Source organism: Skermanella sp. TT6 (assembly GCF_016653635.2).
Lineage (GTDB): Bacteria > Pseudomonadota > Alphaproteobacteria > Azospirillales > Azospirillaceae > Skermanella > Skermanella cutis.
The window spans coordinates 191,108-210,849 of the sequence record NZ_CP067421.1 but is presented as its reverse complement, the minus strand read 5'-3'; the positions used below and the strand labels follow the sequence as shown (position 1 = coordinate 210,849).

The following is a 19,742-nucleotide window of genomic DNA, read 5'->3' as shown; positions in this document are numbered from 1 at the left end:
TCTGACCGTGTGGTTTACGGATGAGGCGATCGCGCCTGGGAGAGTGTCAGGAATTTCGGTTCTCCCGCACTTTGCGTGGAATGTCTGGTCTGAGAACGTCTCGCAAACCTTCCGGCCGAGATCACATATCATGATGTGAATGAGTTCTTCCCAGTTCCGGGCTGCTGCGTTGAGCATGTGACGCGGATCAGCCCAACAAGCATCCAGATTCAGCCCAGGGTGCACGGCACGAGGCGATCTGCCCCGACTGCGGCACTGCCAGCCAGGCGGTCCACAGCCGATACCAGCGTCATCCTGCCGATCTGCCAAGCCTGGGCGGCCAGGTCCGCCTGCTTCTCAGCGTCCGCCGGTTCTATTGCCGGAACCCGGCCTGCGCTCGTCTGACCTTTGCCGAAACCATACCGGATCTGCTGGCGCCGAAAGCACGACGGACACGGCGGCTTGCCGCTATCCAGGGGCGGATCGGCATCGCCTGCGGCGGGGAGACCGGTGCTCGCCTGATGCGGTTCCTGGGCATGCCCGTCAGTGCCGACACCGTTCTCCGGCTCGTGCACGCCGTTCCCCTTCCAGTCCGCGCCCCGCCGCGGGTCCTGGGTGTTGACGATTGGGCGCGCCGGAAAGGGCAGACCTACGGCACCATCCTGGTCGACCTGGAGGAGCACCATGTCGTCGACCTGCTGCCTGATCGCACGGCGCAGACCCTGGCGGCATGGCTCCGCGAGTACGACACGGTCAGCGTGATCGCGCGGGACCGGTCCACCGAGTATGCCCGCGGCGCCAGCCTCGGCGCGCCGGGCGTGGCCCAGGTCGTGGACCGCTGGCACCTGCTTCGAAACCTGCGGGAGATGATCGAGCGCTGGCTGGCGGGCATTCACGGCCGCCTGCGCCGACTGCCTCCCGTGCACACCGGCGACCTGTCACCGCGGCAACGGCGCGAAACCTTCTCGCGGACCCGAAGCGAGACGGCCCGCACGCAAGATAGCCGTGCCCGGCGCCTGGCCCGGCATGAGGAGGTGCATAGATGTCTCCAGGCCGGCGAGACGATCCTGGCGATCAGCCGCGCCATGGGATCTCCCGGCAGACGGTCCGATCCTTCGCCTCCGCGCAGAGCTTCCCCGAGCGCGCCGAAAGGCGCCCCGTCGCGAGCGCTCTGGATCCCTGGCTCGATCATGTGGAAAGCCGGCTCGCGGAGGGATGTGCGACCGTGGCGGAGCTGTGGCGTGACATCAGGGAGAGGGGCTATCCCGGATCGGTCCAGCAGCTGCATCGGTGGGTGGACCGGCGACGCGAGGTCCCGGCACCATCCGGCCGGCCGTCGGAGCGCAAGCGCATACTGGCGTCGGCCCGGCAGCTTGCCTGGCTTCTGGTACGTTCCCCGGACGCCCTGGACGAAGCCGGGAAGGCGACACTGGCGTGGATCGCCCAGGATGCCGAGGTTGCCCGCCTCAATCCTCTGATCGCCCGGTTTGGCGACCTGGTGCGCGCCTGCGGCGTCACTCGGGGAAAAGCCCCGGAGGATTCTCCGGCGATCCTGGCGCGCTGGCTGGATGAAGCGGAGTCCTGCGGCACCCCGGTCGTCGAAACCTTTGCCGCCGGCCTCCGTCAGGATCAAGCGGCGATCCAGGCCGCTCTGACCCTGCCGTGGAGCAGCGGCCAAGCGGAAGGACAGATCAACAAGCTCAAGCTCATCAAGAGGCAGATGTACGGGCGCGGAAACTTCGATCTCATCCGCCGCCGTGTCCTCCTGGCCGCCTGATCCACGCAAAGTGCGGGAGAACCGAAATTCCTGACACTCTCGGCCATGTGGGCGCTGATCGAGGACCGGCACGCCGATGCGTTGCGCTATCTGGAGCAAGCGAGCGCCACGGCGCCGACGCCGGAGAACCGGCACGCCGTCAAGGCCGCGCGCACGCTGCTCGATCTTGAACGGCGCTGCAACCCGGACGGGGCGCTACCCGGCCCGCCGAAAGCACAGGGGATCGGTTGATGCGCGCGCTTCTGATGGTGCTGCTCCTTGCCGCTCCAGCGGCGCGTGCCGACCAGTTCTGCGATCTCGTGACCGGCGACCGCCGAATGCACGTCATGGAGGGCATTAACGACACCATGAACCGCGACAAGCAGGGCCGTGTGATTTCCCAACCCTTCTACGATGCCCTGTTCACGCTGGGCTTGGGCGACTATGCCAGCCTGGTCGCCATCGCCAAGGATGACACCCGGCCCGAGCTCGCCGACAAGGCAAAGCAGGTGATCGGCAGCGTCTACGAGTGCGAGAAGCCCCGTGCCCCCTGACCCCACCATTCGGACCTATGAGTTCGGCCCGTCCCCGGGCATCCGGTTTTCCGGCACCAGCCACGATGCGGTGCATGTCGAGTGCGGGCTGGGTTCGGTCAGTAGGTGGGTCTGGGCGTTCCGCGAAGCGGCAGCGGACGGCAATTTCTCCGACATGCTCGAGGCCGACATTATCTGCCGGGCGCGGATGCAGGAGCTGGTCGACGACCTGGCCGAGATGATGGGCGTGCCGTCGGAGCAGTCATTGCCGTGGCTGGAGGCCTTCAGGACCGATGAGGACGCGCGGGCGCGGGCCGATTTGGCGGGAGAATGCACCGACGCATGGTTCACGGAGGACGGTCATCTGCGCACGGGGAGCGGACGGGAATGCAGCGGCTAGTGCACAGACGCCGACAGAAGATTCAGCCGAAAGGCAATCGGCGTGCGGGTTTGGACACTTTTTTCGTGCATCTTCTGAGTGCGTCTGTGCACTAGGATTGCCCGCTGTCCGCTGAAGGCTCGCCCGCCTCCATGATCGCCACGATGGCTTTGAGTTTCTGCACGGTGAGCTTGCCATCCAGTACCACACCGAAGGTCAGCTAAATACTCGGCTGCTTGCACGATTGCAGCGTGATCTAATGCCTTATGGAAGCGGCCTGCAGTCCGGTGACCTTTCAGTATACTCATTCTAAGATTGCACAGGATTGTCGAGGCTGTGGTATCGTTGCGTAGATTGTTGCAGCGAGGCAATATCATGTCCATGAGGCGTTACCGGGCACTGGGCGGAGCATTCTTGTCGCTGTGGATAAGTAACGTGCCGCTAAGTGCCAGCGCTCAGAAAATGTCGTCTGTTGAAGTGAATGGTGTCCAGGTTCCCTACTTGGAACAGGGCTCAGGGGAGACTGTCGTCTTCGTGCATGGAACCCTGTCCGACCTGCGCGCATGGGCGCCAATTTCGTCCAAGATAGCCGAGAAGAACCGCTTCATCGCTTACACACAGAGATATTCCGGAACCGAGCCGTGGACGGACGACGGAAAGGACTTCAGCGTCGCGACCCACGCCGATGAGCTCGTCGGACTCATCTCATCCTTGGGCACCGGACCAGTTCATCTGGTTGGATGGTCCTATGGCGGGACCGTTGCCACGGTAGCAGCGGTGAAAAACCCGTCGCTCGTGCGCAGCCTCGTGCTCTATGAGCCGCCGCTGAGCACGATGATGGCGCCAGACGCTCCGGAAACCAAGAAGATGGTAACGGAGCGCACAGAGTTGTTCAGCCCCGTCGTTCAGGCAGCGAAGGCTGGAGACCATGTCGGAGCTTCCAGGATGCTGGTCGACCGGATCTTCCAAATTCCACCTGGCGGCTTCGACAACAAGCCCGAGCATCTGAAAACAATGTGGATGGATAATGCGCGGATGATCAAGCTAGCGTTCACCGCGCCGCCTGCTCCACCAATCACCTGCGATATGCTGAAGAACTTCAAGCCTCCGACACTTCTGCTTGCTGGAGAAGAAACGAAAGCATTTTTCCCCATCGTTATTCAGGCTTACCAGGCGTGCATGCCCAACGCTGAACTGAAAGTTCTAAGAGGCGTGGACCATGGAGGTCCAGTCCAGGATCCGGCGGGCTTTACTGCTGCGGTACTCGGCTTTTTGCAGAAGCGATGAGAATGCTAGGCGGTGGCGGAGCGCCGAGCGGAGCAATCATCTACCTGTGCGAGTATGATGAGGACTAGATCGACGGCTGATTACATAAATCGCGCTCAGCCAGTGTCGCTTGACGAGCAACAAGGGGAACAATCATGCCGTTTGAGGGCACGTGCAATCTTCAAAGTGCTGAAGGGGCGTTGATACGGATTGACTTTACCGCCACGTACTTAGGCGCGACACCAGGAAGCAGCTACTGGGAAATGGTTGCAAGCAACTTCCGATGCAGAGTTGAAATGCCAACACCCTCGCCCGGATCTTGGCAACCTAACTCAATCCATTGGTATGTAACCGACACCATCATCGATATGGTAATGGGCCAAACGCCCTTGGGAAGCAACGTCTATTCACAGCCCTTGCCTTTCAATACCCAAATTGTGATTAGATCGGGTAATGGAAGTGTGCCGCGGGTCGATGACTATAGACAATATCATAGGTTCCTGCGAAACAGCAGCAGTCCTCTGTACGACCCTATGAACGGGACGGATCGGTTTCAAACGAATATGTTCTTTGCGACGCCGTTTGCTGCCATGGCCCAAGGGAATTGGCCGATCGGTTGATTGTGTCGTGAAATTACGGTCGGCAATGAGAACGAGGGCTGCGTTGGAGATTGGCAGTCAAAGAATAAGCAACAGCCCGCTGCGGCATAACTATAGAAAACAGGCAAATCAAAACGGATGAATGGCGGGGATGTAGATTTGCCCCGCCCTTCATTGACGTAATCAATACAGATAAATGCTCGGTGCCGCCCCCACCAAGCTCAGTCTGGATACGCCAGCCTTCCCAAATCATACTCCCGCCCAGCGCTGCCATTTCTGATTGCGTCATCGATCCTGAAACTGCATCGTCCACCGTGTTTGGCCGCAATGGCAATGTGAAGTTGATTTACTTGCACGACTCCTTCAGGAACGGTAGCACATCCTGGCCGGGTAGGAGAACCAAGATCACGCCAATGGACGAACTGCATTTAGAAACACTCCTGCATGCTACTAAAGACGCCATCTTCTACAATTAAACAAAGCGCCCGTTGTGCAGGTTCCTCTAACCGTCTATCCGGCGAAGATGTACTCCGGATTCTTCACGAGCCTGCAGGGGGAATAGAGCCTCTGTATGATCCGCTCGGAGACAGAAAACAACTTATGCGTTATCAAAATGTTAGTATCTTCAGCCAGGAGGAAGAACATGCGCCTCTGTCCCGTTGAGCACATTGCTCCCCTCGCCTTCGCCTCCTGCATCGTCGCGCTGCTGGTCGTGATCCCCGATCAGCGAGGCCGCAAGCTGCCCCGCCCGCCGGAGAAGCGCTCACGCTGATCCTTGCGCCCGGACTCCGCCGCGTGGCATGATTCCGCGATGCCGCCGATGCTTGACCTTTCCTGGCTTACCTCACCCCCGCAACCGGAGCGGCCGACGCTCCACGAGCTGCTGGAGAATGGCGACCTGGCGCGGGCGGCAACATTCCTCGACTTCTATATCCAGGCGCAGATCGCCGCAGCATGGCGCGGAGACCTGGGCGAGGTCATCCGTAACGAGGCCAAGGCCGCCGAGGCGCGGCAGTATCTGCAGATCCTGTGGGAGAACGAGGGGCTGACGCCGGAGAAGGCGCGGGAATGGATCGACCAATTCTAATCCAGCCTGCGGCGCGACGCACAGACTTACATGGAAGCCCGGAATGTCGCTGACGCATGACATTCCGGACTTCCTCATCCAGCCTGATGAGCCGCAGGAGATCGGCTATGTGGGGCCGACCCTGCGTTTTGCTTGTGGCTTCGCTCATTTTCACTACGTTCTCGATATCATTCGGGAGTTTTGGTGGGAGGTTCGGCTCCACCGGGCCGCGGCCTGGGACCAGTCCTTTACCAAGGTGATGCAGTCCGAGACACGAATGCGCGCACTGACCGACGAGCTGGTGGCGGATTTGGCCGAACGTGGCGTGGCGGAAGCGGATACCCGCGCCTGGTTGGAAGCGTTCCGGCGCGACACGGATCAGCGCGAGCAGGCGGCGATTGAGGCCGACGACGACCGCATGGGGTGGTTTCCGTTGGAAGAAGAATGCTGAAGACGGCCATGCCGTCATAGCGGCGTCGGCTTCGCAGGCCGATGCCGATCGTCGCCTGCCAGCAGCATCGGCGTGCCCTGGGACAGCAGCAGCGTGGCCAGCAGGTTGCACTTCTGGCGGAAACGCAGGTCCAGGATCCCAGGATCGTTGGTCGGACCTTCCGCGCCGTGGTTCCAGGACAGGTTGTTCGAGTGGCCGTCGTTGTTGCCCTCGCCATTGGCCTCGTTGTGCTTGTCGTTATAGGAGACGAGGTCGTTCAGGGTAAAACCGTCATGCGCGGTGATGAAGTTCACGCTGGCCCACGGCTTGCGGCCGCGCCGGTTGAACACTTCGCCGGAAGCAGTCAGGCGCGCCGCCAGGTCCGGCAGCTTGCCGTGGTCACCTTTCCAATAGGCGCGCACGGTGTCGCGGAACTTGTCGTTCCACTCGGCCCAGCCCGGCGGAAAGCCGCCGACCTGATAGCCGCCGGGACCGCAGTCCCAGGGCTCGGCGATCAGCTTGACGCTGGACAGCACCGGATCCTGGAGACAGCTGTCGAGGAACCCGCCGCCCTCGTCGAAGCCATACGGCTCCCGGCCGAGGATGGTGGCGAGGTCGAAGCGGAAGCCGTCGACATGCATCTCGGTGACCCAGTAGCGCAGGCTGTCGGTCACCATCTGAAGCACGCGCGGGTGGCTGAGGTTGAGCGTGTTCCCGGTCCCGGTTTCGTTGATGTAGTAACGCTGCTGATCGGGAATGAGCCGGTAGTAGCTGGCGTTGTCGATGCCCTTGAAGCTCAGCGTCGGGCCGCGCTCGTTGCCTTCGGCGGTGTGGTTGTAGACCACGTCCAGGATCACCTCCAGACCGGCGTCGTGGAGGTGGGCGACCATCTCCTTGAACTCGGTCAGCCTGCCGGTTGCCGAGTAGCGAAGTTCCGGGGCGAAGAAGCCGATGCTGTTGTAGCCCCAATAGTTCGCCAGCCCTTTGTCGATGAGGTGCTGGTCCTGAACGAAGGCATGCACGGGCAGCAGCTCCACGGAGGTCACGCCCAAGCTCTTGATATAGTCCACCACCTCCTTGACGGCCAAGCCGGCGTAGGTGCCACGCAGGTTCGGCGGCACCGCGGGATGCAGCTGTAAGTGCCGGGTGAATACTCCTCAGATCGGGCGGATGAACTTTCCCCAGGCTGACGCAACGGCACGGCTCCGGAGCAGGCGCCTCGGAACCGTGTAGCCGCCCTTGGCCCATAATCCCCTCAGTCGATTGAGGGAGGGCGTGGGTGGTCACACTTGGGGAACTCGTCATGATTCTCGATCTCGCCCGCCAGGGGTTGAGCGTGTCGGCAATCGCGCGCCGGACCGGCCTGGATCGCAAGACCATCCGCAAGTACATCGCCAATGGGCTGGAGCCGCCCGCCTACACGCCGCGGCCCCCGCGGCAGACCCTTGTCGGCCCCTTTGAACCCTACCTGCGGGAGCGCCTCCAGGCCTTCCCGGAACTCAGCGGCCGACGTCTGCTCCGGGATATCCGCGCGCTCGGCTACCAGGGCGGCTATACCGTGCTGAAGGATTTCCTGCGCACCGTCCGGCCCAGGCCCGAGACACAGTTCGAGCGCCGGTTCGAGACACCGCCCGGCAAGCAGGCCCAGGTCGATTTCGCCTTCTTCAAGACCGTGTTCACCGACCAGCCCGACGTCGAGCGGATCGTCTGGCTGTTCTCGATCGTGCTCGGCCACAGCCGCATGATGTGGGCCCGCTTCGTCGCCCGCCAGGATCTGCCGACCGTGCTCCGGTGCCACATCGCCGCCTTCGAGGCGTTCGGCGGCGTGCCCGAGCAGATCCTGTATGACCGCATGAAGACCGCCGTGCTCGGTGACGTCGAGGACCCCGACCAGCCGGCCAAGGGGATCGCCTACAATGCCAAGCTCCTCGATCTGGCCGCCTGCTACGGTTTCCTGCCGAAGGCCTGCAGGCCCTACCGGGCGCAGACCAAGGGCAAGGTGGAGCGGCCCTTCCGCTATGTCCGGGAGGACTTCTTCCTCGCCCGCACCTTCCGCAATCTGGACGACTTGAATGCCCAGTTCGTCCAGTGGCTGGACCAGGTCGCCAACGTTCGCCTGCACGCCACCACCCAGCGTGTCGTCGTCGAGCATTTCGCCGAGGAGCGCGATCACCTCAAGGCCCTCCCGGCCGGTCCCTTCAACACCGTGCTGGCACTCGAGCGCCGCATCACCCGCGACGGCATGGTCTCCGTTGCCGGCAATCTCTACTCCGTGCCCGACAGCACCCGCCGGCGGACCGTCGAGGTGCAGATTACCGCCGGCGCGGTCAACATCCTGGAGGACGGCATGCTCATCGCCTCCCATCCGGCACAGGAAGGCCGCGGCCAGCGCCGGATCGCTCCCGGCCACCGTACCCAGCCGCCGCCGGCCAACAGCAGGACGGCCCGGGAGGAGACCAGGCCCGAGCCTCCTCGGGGCAGCACGGTGACACCCCGTTCGCTGGCCATCTACGACGCGATCGGCCGCCGTCTCGCCAGCCAGCAGGGTGCCCCATGACCGCAACCACCCTCGATCCGGCGGCCAGCCCCGCCACGCTCGACCGCATCCGCGCTCACCTGGTCGGTCTCAACATGCCGCGCGCGCTCGAAGTGCTGGAGCATATCCTGCGCCGGATCGAACGCGGCGAGATCTCGGCCCTGGAGGCCATCGACACCCTGCTCGGCGAGGAACTGACCCTGCGGGAGGGGCGACGCGTCAGGTCCGCGCTGAAGATGGGCCGGCTGATCAACATCAAGACCCTGGGCGGGTTCGACTTCTCCTTCCAGCCCTCGCTTGACCGCGACCGCATCATGGCGCTGGCCCAGCTCGACTTCGTCGATCGCCACGAGGCGGTCCATTTCCTCGGTCAACCCGGCTGCGGCAAAACCCATCTGGCGCTGGCCCTCGGTGTCGAGGCGGTCAAGTCCGGTCGTTCGGTCTACTTCGCCACCCTGGCCGACATCGTCAGTTCGCTCGCCAAGGCGGAGCGGGAGGGCACCCTGCGCGAACGCCTGCGCTTTCTGTGCCGGCCCCAGCTGCTGATCGTCGATGAGATCGGCTATCTGCCCGTCATCCCGGGGGGCGGCAACCTGTTCTTCCAACTGGTAAATGCCCGCTACGAACGCGGCGCGATGATCCTGACCTCGAACCGCGGCTTTGCCGAATGGGGCGATGTCTTCGGCGGCACCGTCGTCGCCACCGCGCTGCTGGACCGCCTGCTACACCATGCCGTTGTCGTTCAGATCGAGGGAGCCAGCTACCGGCTCCGCCGCCACGCCGACCTGATCCCGGACAACACTCGAACCCGATCCATCACTGCCCCTCAACCTCAACCACGCCGCCGGGGACGACCACCGAAAATGACCTCTGCCCAGCCAGACACCGACCTATAACCTGATAAACCGTCTGGGGATTATTCACCCGCCCGATCCGGGGAAGCTTCATCCGCCCTTTACAGCAGCTTGGTGAAGCCCTTGACGTGGGTTTCATAGAAGAGGGTCCGCTCCCAGGGGATGGACGGCCTGCGTTCCTTGCCCCAGGTAAAAGCCGGGTCCACCACCCTGCATTTCGGCATGTAAGGGGCGCTGTCCCGCTCGTCAAAGGACAGGTCCAGGTCCGGAGAGTTCAGGACATAGCCGAAATGCGCCGGGTTCCACTGGATCTCGCCGACGAAACCTTTCGCATAAGGATCAAGCAGCAGCTTGTTGGGATTGAACCGGTGGCCATGTGCCGGTTCATAAGGGCCGTGCACACGGTAGGCGTAGACGGTTCCCGGCCGCGCGTCCGGCAGATAGCCGTGCCAGATCTCGTTGGTGAATTCAGGTGTAATGACCAAGACTTGATCTGACAGTGGGTGGCTTGTCCGATCGGTTCGGACTGTCTGATCGGGATCATGCGGCCATAAGTTTCTCCTTTGCAAGAGGAAGGCTGTCGAGGAAGGTCTGCATCGGGGTCTTGCCACAGCACCAGCGCCCCTGATGCGATCGGACCTCGTTGTACTGCTGGATCCAGATGTCCAGGTCCGCCTGCAAGGCCTCAATCGAGGTGTAGATCTTCTTGCGGAAGGCGACGCGGTAGAACTCGTCGAGCACTGTGCGGTGGAAGCGCTCGCAGATCCCGTTGGTCTGCGGGCTTTTGGTCTTGGTGCGGGTATGGTCGATGTCCTCGATGGCGAGGTAGAGCTGGTACTCGTGGCTCTGGGAGTTGCCGCAGTACTCGGGGTTCTGTTGCAAAGTTTTGATGGAGACAAAACTGCCGCAGGTATAGATCATCCTCAGGCGGCAACGTCGAACAGAGCGTTCACGAAGACGGCTTGGGCAACGATGTCGTCCCCGCTGATCCCCTTCACCTGTCCTTTTCTCATCATCGCCAGAGTTTCATAGCCAACCAGGGTGCGCCACGCGGTTCGGAACCTCTTGAAGCCCAGGCCGGGACGGACCAGCCGCTTTACTCGCCGGTGATCTTGCTCCACGATGTTATTCAAGTACTTGACCTGGCGCAGCTTGGAAAAGCGCCAGAGCCGCTTGTCCCGCTTCATGTCGGTCACGGCCTTGGGATAGGCGGCATTCCTGTCGACCGTGATGGTCCGCGGGTTGGCCGTGTTCGGCCGGGCCAGGGCCTTCCGGAAGAACCGTTTGGCGGCCTGGGCGTCGCGCCGGGCGCTGAGCCGGAAGTCGATGGTCTGGCCGCGGCTGTCGACCGCCCGGTACAGGTAGACCCAGCGGCCCTTGACCTTGATGTAGGTCTCGTCGACCCGCCACGAGCCGTTCGTCGGGCGCAGATGCGGCCGCAACCGCCTCTCCAGTTCCGGCGCGTAGGCTTGGATCCAGCGGTAGAGGGTGGTGTGGTCGACCGAAACGCCCCGGTCCCGCAGCATCAGTTCCAGGTCGCGGTAGGAAATCGGGAACTGCAGGTACCAGCGCACTGCCCACAGGATCACCTCCGACGTGAACTGACGCCCCTTGAACGGGTTCTTCCGCTTCCGCATGCCTTGGTCGCTTCCCTCGCCCCACAGCACGCCCTTCTAGCCAGTCCGCCGCTCCGCGAAAAGCTGCAACAGAACCCCCGGAACTGGCGGTTCACCCGGTCGGCGGGGCACGGTGCCGCCCGGTCGCTGATCGTCGTCCGTACCGTCTTGCCGCGTGTCACCCCCTTCAGACCCATACGCCGCATCAGGCGGGCCACCGTGCAACGCGCCACGTCAAGGCCTTCCCGCCGCAACTGCCGCCAGACCTTCCGGACGCCGTAGACTTGGAAGTTCTCATTCCAGATCCGCCGGATAGCCACGCTTACCTCGGCATCGCTTCGCCAGCGGGCCGGCGACTTTGACGGGTCAGTCCGCCGGGCAGCATGGGCGCGGTAGGTCGACGGGGCGATCGGCAGCACCTTGCAGATCGGCTCGACCCCGTGGACGGCGCGCTGCTCGTCGATGAAGGCGATCATTTGCGGAGCGGGCGGTCGAGCTCCGCCTGGGCGAAATACGCAGATGCCTTGCGAAGGATCTCGTTCGCTCAGGCGCAGTTCCCGGATTTCGCGCTCCAGCGCCTTGATCCGCTCCTGCTCGTCCGTTGTCGGACCAGGCCGCTTGCCTTGGTCGCGCTCGGCCTGCCGGACCCAGCCCCGCAGCGTCTCCGCCGTGCAGCCGATCTTCGTCGCGATCGAGCTGATCGCCGCCCACTGCGACGCGTGCTCGCCTTCGTGCTCGAACACCATCCGAACCGCGCGTTCGCGGACTTCAGGGGCGTACTTGGGTGATGCCTGTTTCGTCATGATGACCCCAGTCTCTCAAGAAATGGGGCCTCCGGTAAACCCGGCGCGGTTCACCCTGAACAATGTGACGTTTCTAATCGCGAAAGGCGCGGGGAACGCCAGTGATCAGAAGCGCGGGGAACAAGGTCCTTCGCGCCTGTTGTCTACGGATGCAGATGCGTCTCATACCCTATGTACTCGATGAGATCCTGGCCATGGTCGACATCGCCGAGACCGGCGGCCACCCCGCTTTGCTCCTGCATGTGTCCATGCAGCTCCGAGAGCTGGGGGCAGGCATGGAACTGGCCGCGATGGATCTGTGTGATACTGACCATGGGCGATATTGACGACTCACCGCCTGCTCAGCGGTCGCCGGAAGAGGTTTGGACAGGCGAAATCACCTTGGGATCATGCGATCATCGTATTGGCGCCTGCGATGCCGTACCAAGCCGAGCCCAATGCCCCCGACGGCGATCAGTGCCAGCGTTCCCGGTTCCGGAACTGCCACCATGTTGACAGGCGTCAACAGAAAGGCATGCAACTGGTCGTTCGGGTTGATGCCGATACCGGTGATCTGCCCGGCGTCATTGATCGCCTCTCCACTTATGATGGTCCATCCTGTTCCGGGAGTAATCAAGTCGTTCAGGTTGAACATGCCCGTACCGTCCCACAGGAACGCATATTCGGAACGGCTTGCGTCTTCGCTGGATCCTACTACTTGGCCGTTGTTGTTGATGCCGTTTCCAAAGCTGAAGCGTCCGCCAAGAGTGCCGAGATCCTGTATGCCGTTCACCGAGTCCCACAGGAATGCACGGAAGTCTGCGTTACTGATTTGATTGGTTCCCGTTATCTGGCCGCTGTCGTTGATGTCGTTGCCGGTGCTGAACTCGCCGCTACGGGTGCCGAGGTCCTGCATGCCGGTCGCCGGATCTGCATATTTCGGCTGAATCCGCCCTCTGATTTCGGGGGAAAGCGCCCCCCTGTTTCGGTTCAAACCGCCCTGCCGTTTCGGCGATTTCGCCCACACGTGGGAGTAGAGATGGGCGGCGTCTGATCCTGTATCGGCATCTACACTGGGGTCCTTGCGACAATGGGCAGGGAGGGTGGGATGCCGCGAGGGAGATCGGACATGCGACGCATCAGGGAAGTCTTGCGGCTGCGCGATGAGTTCGGGGCGAGCGTGCGCCGGATCGCGGCGGCATGCCGGATGCCGCGCACGACGGTGCGCGATTACCTGCGCCGCCTCGAGAGCGCGGACCTGCGCTTTGGCGACGTGAAGGAGTGGAGCGACGAGGAGCTGGAGCGGCGTCTGTTCCCGCCACCGCCGGCGCAGCCACGTCCCCTGCCGGACTGGGCAGCGGTGGAGCGGGACCTGGGCCGGCGGGGCGTGACGCTCCAACTGCTCTGGCAGGAGTATCTGGTTTGCCATCCCGACGGCTACCGCTACACCCAGTTCGTCCAGCGCTTCCGGGACTGGCAGGCCGCCCGGGCAGTTCCCCGGATGCGGCGCGACCATCTGCCGGGCGACGCGCTGGAAGTCGATTACGCCGGCATGACCCTGATGATCGGGGTCGGCGCCGATGCCCGCCCGGCGCAGATCTTCGTCGCCTGCCTGCCGTACTCCGGCTACATCTACGCCGAAGCGACCTGGACGCAGCGGTCGGAGGACTGGCTGGCCTCCCACGTCCGGCTGCTGGAGCACCTGGGCGGTGCTCCGGCCCGCCTGGTGCCCGACAACCTCAAGGTCGGCGTCAGCCACGCCTCGTTCTACGATCCCACCCTCAACCCCGGCTACCACGACCTTGCCCAGCACTACCGGATCGCCGTCGTCCCGACGCGGGTGCGTCAGCCGAGGGACAAGGCAGCGGTCGAGAATGCGGTGCTGCAGGTCGAACGGCGCGTGCTGGCGCCGATCCGCGACACCGTCTTCGTCAGCCTCGACGCCGCCAACGCCGCGATCCGGGAGCACCTGGCCATGCTGAACGCAGCACCGCTGAGCGGCGACAAGGACAGCTGCCGGGCGCGGATCCTGGCCGAGCGGGAGCGTGCCCATCTGCGGCCGCTGCCGGCGGACCGCTTCGTTCCGGGAACCTGGAGCCGCTACAAGCTGGCGCCCGATTACCATGTCGTGATCGACGGCGCCGCCTACTCGGTGCCCTACACCGCGATCGGCAAGACGGTCGATGTCCACGCGACCGCCGCCCTGATCAGCATCTTCCTGCGCGGGCGGCGCGTCGCCTGCCATCCCCGGGCTTCGGCCGGCAGCCGGACGACGCTGGAAGCTCACCAGCCGGCCTCCCACCGCGCGGTGGCCCGCTACACGCCGGAACACCTTCAGGCCGAGTTCGCCGCGGTCGGCTCGGCGGCGACCCTGCTGTTCGAGCGCATCCTGGCGGCGGCGGAACATCGCGAGCAGGCGGTGCGTGCCGGTCTCGGCCTGCTCCGGCTCGGCGGCGCCCACGGCGCCGACCGGCTGGAACAAGCCTGTCAGGCCGCCCTGGAAGCCAATGTCCGATCCTGGCGCTACGTCCAGCGCTGGCTCACCAGCGGCGGTCCGCCGCCAGCCTCATCCGACGGCTTGGGCGAGCACGCCAACCTGCGCGGCCCCTCTTACTACCGGAACTGAACAAGGAGACCCGAGAGCATGAAGCATCCGACCCACGAGGCTCTGCGCCGGCTGCGGCTGTACGGCATGGCGCGCGGCCTGGAAGACCTCGAGCGCCAGCCCGAGCGCAACCAGCTCAGCTTCGACGACCAGCTTGCCCTGCTGGTCGAGCGCGAGACGGCGGAGCGCGCCAACACCGCCCTGGCCAGCCGGCTGAAGCGGGCCCGGCTGCGCCAGACCGCCTGCCTGGAGGATCTCGACTGGCGCACGCCGCGCGGCCTCGATCGCACGCTGATCCGCGATCTGGCGAGTTGTCGCTGGGTTCGCGAGCACCAGCCGCTGCTGGTGACCGGCCCGACCGGCATCGGCAAGACGTTCCTGGCCTGTGCGCTGGGCAACCAGGCGGCCCGGGAAGGCTACGGCGTCTTCTACACCCGGCTGACGCGCCTGCTCGACGATCTGGCGACCGCCCGGCTCGACGGCTCGCTCGCCCGCGTCCTGCGCCGCCTGGCCCGCCTGGAGGTGCTGATCATCGACGACTGGGCCATGACCGAGCTCACTGCGGCTCAGCGGCTCGACCTGATGGAAGTGATCGACGACCGGCATGACCGTGCCGCCACGGTGCTGGCAACCCAGATCCCCGTGGCGAACTGGCACCGGTCGATCGGCGATGCCACTTACGCCGACGCGATCCTCGACCGCGTCGTTCACCGGGCATTGCGCATCGAGCTCACGGGCGAGTCCATGCGCCGGGTACGGGCGGCAGACCAGAAAACAGCCAGATCTGCAACGCCATCGTGACCCCTGGCACGAGCGACGATACCAGCATAAGATGAAAACGATGGATCACGATGCCGCCCACCCACCCGTCCCATGGGGCGGGTGGGCGAAATCACCGAAACGGTGGGCGGTTTGAACCGAAACGCCAGGGCGCTTTCGCCGGAATACGCAGCCGGATCCCACAGGAACGCATCGTAGCTGCCTGACGTGTCGTCGAATGTGCCGCTGTTACCCGTCACTTGGCCGCTGACGTTGATGCCCAAGCCGATGCTGACCTTGTCTCCGTCGAGAGTGCCGAGATCCTGCATGCCGGTTGCAGGGTCCCACACAAAAGCATGGCTTGGGGTGTTTGGGTCGCCGATGTTGCTGCTTCCGGTCACTTGGCCTTTGTCGTTGATATCCGTGCCTTGACTGAAGCCGTCACCCCCGCTGATGGTGCCGAGGTCCCGCATGCCGGTGGCGGGTTCCCATAGAAAGGCATGGACCCTGCCCGTGATCTCGGGGCCGGGTAATAAGCTGTTCCCCGTTATCTGGCCTCTGCCGTTGATACCGATGCCCTGGCTGAAGCGTCCGCCGAGCGTGCCGAGGTCCTGTATTCCGCTCACCGAGTCCCACAGGAACGCATGCTGACCGACATCATCCGGAATGAGACTGGCTCCGGTGACTTGGCCGACGTCGTTGACATCAAAGCCGAGGCTGAAGGTTCCGCCGAGGTCACCGAGGTCTGTGACGCTATAGGTCGGGACGGCAAGAGCCGTGCCGGGAGCCGAGCCGAAAGCTAGGGCGATGGTGGTCAGGAGGAGCAGGTGATGCGAGCGCATGGTTTGTCTCCGTGTCGCTGTCTGACCTGAGGTTTGAGCAAGTTCCGGGCTTTGATCCCAAGCCGAAGATGCTAGCCAGTAGATCCATCAGGTTTCTATAACCTGGGTAGTATCGTATGGATAGGGATTGTCGGCAAGAAAATGGACGGTTGTGGTAGAGGCGCCTACGGACGCAACTGTAGTGTACGGGGTTGGATGATCGAGAAGTATCTTTCAGAAAAAAGCCCCGCAGCGGATGAACGCGCGGGGCTAAGAGTGCCTAACATAACCATCGTTCGACGAAGCGGAAGGTGATGAGGGCTGCGGCGAGGTGATTGAAGGCGGCAAAGATATCGATCCGGCGTTCGTAGCGCACGGAGATCCGCCGGAATCGGGCGAACCATGCTAAGGTGCGTTCGACCTTCCAGCGGTGCCGGCCCAGGCGCTCGGTGCTGTCGATGCCGCGCCGCGCGATCCGAGGAATGATGGCGCGCCGGCGCAAGGCACGCCGGCAGCGCCGGAAATCATAGCCCTTGTCCGCATGCAGCTTGGCGGGACGGCGGCGGGGCCGGCCGGCGCACTGGCGGATGGGCGGGATGGCATCGACGGTGGCCTCCAGCATCCGGCTGTCGTGGACGTTGGCGGCCGACAGGGTCACGGCCAGCGGGATGCCGTTGGCGTCGATGACGACGTGGCGCTTGGAGCCCGGCTTGCCGCGGTCGGTCGGGTTCGGGCCGGTCTCCTGGCCCCCCTTTTTGCCGGGACGCTCGCGCTGTCCAGCGCCGCCCGGCTCCAATCGATCGCGTTGGCCTTGCCCAGCCGGTCCAGAAGAACGTGGTGCAACCTCTCCCAAACCCCTGCGGCCTGCCAGTCGCGCAGTCGCCGCCAACAGGTCATGCCCGAGCCGCAGCCCATCTCCTGCGGCAGCATTTCCCACGGAATGCCGCTTCGCAACACGAACAGGATGCCGGTCAGCGCCGCCCGGTCATCGACCGGCGGCCGACCGCCTTTCAGACGCGGCGGACGGGACGGCAACAGCGGCGCCACGACCGCCCACATCTCGTCGCTGACAAGGGGTTTCGCCATGCCTGTCAGATAGGCGGCGTCAGCCTCTCATCAAGGTTTTGTTAGACGCTCTTATGTGCCGTCAAGCTCGCCCAGCTCTCGGCTCCCGCCCAACAACTTGACGATGCCCGTTCAAAGGGCTCGCACGGTCGAATATGCAGCTTCTTTGATGTTTCTCAACTGCTTTTCGAGTGCTTGTTTGATAAGATTTCCACCAAACTCCCAGCTCCGAGTGGACCTTTCAGTTTCTTTATAATACTCAGTGGTTATTTTGATAATCTCCCAAAGCGCTTTCCTCGCTTTTTCTTTGTCTTTTTCCTGAGTGGCGGTCTTCAGTTTCGGACCAAGCCCACGGTCGAATCTCTCATAAAGTTCAGAAATCCTCTCTTGAAGTTGCTTGGTCGCTGCGGGATCACCGATATTCGTTTTGCCGACGGCTACAAGGAGGCGCTTTTTCGTTTGGCTCCAGTCATTCACGATCGCAGGCGGAAGACGGTTCATCATGTGTTCCTTTTGTTGATAAAGGCGGAGGAGATGCAAGCATAAAGCAGCAAAACGATCGGCTTCAGTCGCTCGTTTCTTGCTGAGTATCCCAGATACACCTTCAGGAACTTTACTTGTATCGGCAGCCTTGTCTCATGCAATCAGAGTATGTTCTTATTCTTCTCAGGAATGACATGTCTGGGCTTGAATTTTAAGTGCCCGTTTGAGAAATGCGCAGGGTTGTAGACCTGGGGTAAAGTCACTTATCTAAGGGGTATCGTCAACTTGAGCGCCGGGGCTTGCGGAGGCGAGTGGCTTGCAGGTATGGGACGGGGATGGCGACGCTCCTTGCTACGCCGGCTACCGATACCCCGCCGAGGTGATCAGCTACGCGGTCTACCTCTATTTCCGCTTTCCGCTGAGCCTTCGGATGGTGGAAGAAGTGCTGGCGGTGCGCGGGATCGAGGTCAGCCACGAGACCGTGCGCAAATGGGGCTTGAGGTTTGGCCGCGAGATCGTCAACGGGATCCGCCGGCACCGGCCACGGGGCGGCGACAAATGGCACCTCGACGAGATGGTCGTCACCATCGCGGGCAAGAAGCACTACTTGTGGCGGGCAGTCGACCGGGACGGCTTCGTGCTCGAGGCCTTGGTCCAGAGCCGACGCGACAAGAAGGCGGCCAAGCGCCTGCTGCGCAAGCTCCTGAAGAAGCAGGGCCGGGCGCCATGCGTCGTGGTGACGGACAAGCTGAAATCTTACGCGGCGGCGAAGAAGGAGATCATGCCCGGCGTCGAGCATCGCCAGCATAAAAGGGCGAGACTGTCGGGAATTCCGTGCTTGGCGGGGCATGTTCAGTATCAGGCGGTCATCGCCTTTGCGAACCGGTCGCCGAAGATGACGGCCATCTGAGCTTTGGCGGCCGTCCATTCTCGGGGCGGCATCTTCCAGTCTTTCTCCGCGCGGTTCAAGACGAGAAACAGGAGCTTCAGCGCGGCCTCATCATTGGGGAAATGCCCCCTGGCCCGTACCGCCTGGCGCAGCTTTGAGTTTAACGCTTCAATGGCATTTAGACCGTCTTCAGGGCGGCGGCGATGGCCTTGCGGTCCTTCCAGGACGCGAACTCCATGCTGTGGCGAAGCAGATGAACGACGCAAGTCTGAACAATCGTCTCCGGATAGGCAGCCGCGATCACCTCGGGAAAGCCTTTCAGCCCATCGACAACGGCCAGCAGGATGTCCTCCACACCCCGGTTCTTCAACTCGTTCAGGACGCGCAGCCAGAACTTGGCGCCCTCGTTCTGTTCGATCCACAGGCCCAGCACCTCCTTGGCGCCGTCGGCCCGAACGCCGATGGCGACATGGATGGCCTTGTTTCGGACCAGACCTTCGTCGCGGATCTTGACCCGGATGGCATCCAGGAACACTAGGGGGTAGATCGCCTCCAGCGGCCGGTTCTGCCAGGCCGTCACCTCCTCGATCACGGCGTCCGTCACCGTGGAGATCAGGTCGGCCGACACCTCGATGCCATAGAGCTCCCGCAGATGTCCCGTGATCTCCCGGGTTGACATGCCGCGTGCGTACATCCCTTGCCCGGCAGCCGTTGCCTTGGCAACGGCGAAAGGGAGATGATCTTCTCGTCGAAGCCGGGGAAGCGCCGCTGGTATTTGCCGATCAGCGCCGGATCGAACGTCCCCGTCCGGTCGCGGGGAATGGACAGGCCCATCGAGCCACCCTCGGTCAGCACCGTCTTGTGGCCGTAGCCGTTGCGACGGTTGCCGCTCTCGTCTCCAGCCAGATGATGATCCAGCTCCGCCTTCAGCGCTCGCTCCGTCAGCGCCTTCTTCAGCTGGTCGAGCAAGCCGTTCTGGTCGAACGCCGTCTTCGCATCGGCTCCAGCCAGCAGTTGGTCAAGGATCGCGTCGGGAATAACAGGATCTTTGCGTCGGGCCATTCAGGGTCTCCTTCTGTTTCAGGATAACCCCGCCAAGCACGAAATTCCTGATAGTCCCTAAAGGGCTCAACAACCGGGCGGAAAACTCACACCAGCCAACCCGCCGACGAGAACACCAGATGAAGCGGTTCAAGTCGACCCGCCACGTTCAGCGCTTCGTCGCGATCCACGACCCCATCGCCAACCTCTTCCACTTTCCCCGCAACCAACTCACCGCCATCGAACACCGCGCCGCCCGTTCCCAGGCCCTCGTGACCTGAGT

Annotated in this window: 17 protein-coding genes, 8 pseudogenes and 1 other annotated feature; of the genes and pseudogenes, 15 read left to right on the top strand and 10 right to left on the bottom strand. The window is 63.1% G+C overall.

What is annotated here, in order from left to right; all coding sequences use genetic code 11:
- Positions 1-135: 135 nt before the first annotated feature.
- From IGS68_RS28805 to IGS68_RS28775, 8 genes and pseudogenes are all read left to right on the top strand, one after another.
- Positions 136-1,756 (top strand): annotated as a pseudogene (locus IGS68_RS28805) (ISL3 family transposase).
- A gap of 45 nt (positions 1,757-1,801) precedes the next feature.
- On the top strand, positions 1,802-1,987 hold the full coding sequence (locus tag IGS68_RS28800) for a hypothetical protein (RefSeq protein ID WP_201082558.1): 186 nt from the start codon (positions 1,802-1,804) through the stop codon (positions 1,985-1,987).
- The gene (locus tag IGS68_RS28795) at positions 1,987-2,289 is read left to right on the top strand and encodes a hypothetical protein (RefSeq protein WP_201082556.1); all 303 of its coding nucleotides are present in this window, start codon (positions 1,987-1,989) and stop codon (positions 2,287-2,289) included. The genes IGS68_RS28800 and IGS68_RS28795 overlap by 1 nt, the downstream gene beginning before the upstream one ends.
- Positions 2,279-2,668 (top strand): hypothetical protein, encoded by a 390-nt coding sequence (locus tag IGS68_RS28790; protein WP_201082554.1) that lies wholly within the window; start codon positions 2,279-2,281, stop codon positions 2,666-2,668. Before IGS68_RS28795 ends, IGS68_RS28790 begins: the two co-directional genes overlap by 11 nt.
- A gap of 354 nt (positions 2,669-3,022) precedes the next feature.
- Complete coding sequence (locus IGS68_RS28785; RefSeq protein ID WP_201082552.1) at positions 3,023-3,934, top strand: alpha/beta fold hydrolase; 912 nt, start codon at positions 3,023-3,025, stop codon at positions 3,932-3,934.
- A gap of 1,221 nt (positions 3,935-5,155) precedes the next feature.
- Positions 5,156-5,284 carry a hypothetical protein gene (locus IGS68_RS36080; protein ID WP_256445794.1) on the top strand — a complete coding sequence of 43 codons (129 nt, stop codon included), beginning with the start codon at positions 5,156-5,158 and terminating at the stop codon, positions 5,282-5,284.
- Positions 5,285-5,332: 48 nt separating this feature from the next.
- Positions 5,333-5,599, top strand: a complete 267-nt coding sequence (locus IGS68_RS28780; RefSeq protein ID WP_201082550.1) for a hypothetical protein — start codon at positions 5,333-5,335, stop codon at positions 5,597-5,599.
- A gap of 43 nt (positions 5,600-5,642) precedes the next feature.
- Entirely contained in the window at positions 5,643-6,029 is a 387-nt protein-coding gene (locus IGS68_RS28775) for a hypothetical protein (RefSeq protein WP_201082548.1), read from the top strand.
- A 47-nt stretch (positions 6,030-6,076) separates the two neighbouring features.
- On the opposite strand, the pseudogene glgX reads toward IGS68_RS28775, so the two are convergent.
- Positions 6,077-7,144: pseudogene (gene glgX, locus IGS68_RS28770) on the bottom strand (glycogen debranching protein GlgX); the annotation flags it as partial.
- A gap of 143 nt (positions 7,145-7,287) precedes the next feature.
- Between glgX and istA (IGS68_RS28765) the strand changes: the two are divergent.
- Positions 7,288-8,565 carry an IS21 family transposase gene (gene istA, locus IGS68_RS28765; protein ID WP_201076556.1) on the top strand — a complete coding sequence of 426 codons (1,278 nt, stop codon included), beginning with the start codon at positions 7,288-7,290 and terminating at the stop codon, positions 8,563-8,565.
- Positions 8,562-9,440, top strand: a complete 879-nt coding sequence (gene istB, locus IGS68_RS28760) for an IS21-like element helper ATPase IstB (protein ID WP_201076558.1) — start codon at positions 8,562-8,564, stop codon at positions 9,438-9,440. The genes istA (IGS68_RS28765) and istB (IGS68_RS28760) overlap by 4 nt, the downstream gene beginning before the upstream one ends.
- Before the next feature lie 65 nt (positions 9,441-9,505).
- Here the strand turns inward: istB (IGS68_RS28760) and IGS68_RS28755 are convergent.
- From IGS68_RS28755 to IGS68_RS28740, 4 genes and pseudogenes are all read right to left on the bottom strand, one after another.
- Positions 9,506-9,871, bottom strand: a pseudogene (locus IGS68_RS28755) (glycogen debranching protein GlgX); the annotation flags it as partial.
- A gap of 67 nt (positions 9,872-9,938) precedes the next feature.
- Positions 9,939-10,265 (bottom strand): annotated as a pseudogene (locus tag IGS68_RS28750) (integrase core domain-containing protein); the annotation flags it as partial.
- A gap of 56 nt (positions 10,266-10,321) precedes the next feature.
- Complete coding sequence (locus tag IGS68_RS28745; RefSeq protein ID WP_201082546.1) at positions 10,322-11,035, bottom strand: IS6 family transposase; 714 nt, start codon at positions 11,033-11,035, stop codon at positions 10,322-10,324.
- A gap of 77 nt (positions 11,036-11,112) precedes the next feature.
- Positions 11,113-11,817, bottom strand: a pseudogene (locus IGS68_RS28740) (IS3 family transposase); the annotation flags it as partial.
- Positions 11,416-11,532: a sequence feature (AL1L pseudoknot), on the bottom strand. It overlaps the preceding pseudogene by 117 nt.
- Positions 11,818-12,011: 194 nt before the next feature.
- Between IGS68_RS28740 and IGS68_RS36075 the strand changes: the two are divergent.
- Positions 12,012-12,143, top strand: coding sequence for a hypothetical protein (locus IGS68_RS36075; protein WP_256445793.1), 132 nt, complete (start codon positions 12,012-12,014; stop codon positions 12,141-12,143).
- Between the two features lie 50 nt (positions 12,144-12,193).
- Here IGS68_RS36075 and IGS68_RS28735 read toward each other — a convergent pair whose 3' ends face one another.
- A complete protein-coding gene (locus IGS68_RS28735) occupies positions 12,194-12,712 on the bottom strand; it encodes a PEP-CTERM sorting domain-containing protein (protein WP_201082820.1) in 519 nt (172 codons plus the stop codon).
- Between the two features lie 192 nt (positions 12,713-12,904).
- Between IGS68_RS28735 and istA (IGS68_RS28730) the strand changes: the two genes are divergently transcribed.
- Positions 12,905-14,422, top strand: coding sequence for an IS21 family transposase (istA, locus tag IGS68_RS28730; protein WP_201072655.1), 1,518 nt, complete (start codon positions 12,905-12,907; stop codon positions 14,420-14,422).
- 18 nt (positions 14,423-14,440) lie between these two features.
- Positions 14,441-15,202 carry an IS21-like element helper ATPase IstB gene (gene istB / locus IGS68_RS28725; RefSeq protein WP_201072657.1) on the top strand — a complete coding sequence of 254 codons (762 nt, stop codon included), beginning with the start codon at positions 14,441-14,443 and terminating at the stop codon, positions 15,200-15,202.
- On the opposite strand, the gene IGS68_RS28720 is transcribed toward istB (IGS68_RS28725), so the two are convergent.
- The 3 genes from IGS68_RS28720 to IGS68_RS28710 form a co-directional block, all read right to left on the bottom strand.
- Positions 15,109-16,002 (bottom strand): hypothetical protein, encoded by an 894-nt coding sequence (locus IGS68_RS28720; RefSeq protein ID WP_201082544.1) that lies wholly within the window; start codon positions 16,000-16,002, stop codon positions 15,109-15,111. The two genes, istB (IGS68_RS28725) and IGS68_RS28720, sit on opposite strands and share 94 nt — an antisense overlap.
- 259 nt (positions 16,003-16,261) lie before the next feature.
- Positions 16,262-17,067, bottom strand: a protein-coding gene (locus IGS68_RS28715) for an IS5 family transposase (RefSeq protein WP_201082542.1) whose coding sequence is annotated in 2 segments (ribosomal slippage) — positions 16,262-16,740 and positions 16,740-17,067 — 807 coding nt in all. Because the reading frame shifts where the segments join, the coding sequence is not laid out codon by codon here.
- Between the two features lie 111 nt (positions 17,068-17,178).
- Complete coding sequence (locus IGS68_RS28710; RefSeq protein ID WP_201082541.1) at positions 17,179-17,550, bottom strand: hypothetical protein; 372 nt, start codon at positions 17,548-17,550, stop codon at positions 17,179-17,181.
- A gap of 295 nt (positions 17,551-17,845) precedes the next feature.
- Between IGS68_RS28710 and IGS68_RS28705 the strand changes: the two are divergent.
- Positions 17,846-18,340 (top strand): annotated as a pseudogene (locus IGS68_RS28705) (IS6 family transposase); the annotation flags it as partial.
- Between the two features lie 47 nt (positions 18,341-18,387).
- On the opposite strand, the pseudogene IGS68_RS28700 reads toward IGS68_RS28705, so the two are convergent.
- Positions 18,388-19,480: pseudogene (locus tag IGS68_RS28700) on the bottom strand (IS256 family transposase).
- Between the two features lie 59 nt (positions 19,481-19,539).
- On the opposite strand from IGS68_RS28700, the pseudogene IGS68_RS28695 reads away from it, so the two are divergent.
- Positions 19,540-19,740: pseudogene (locus IGS68_RS28695) on the top strand (DDE-type integrase/transposase/recombinase); the annotation flags it as partial.
- Positions 19,741-19,742: the final 2 nt, after the last annotated feature.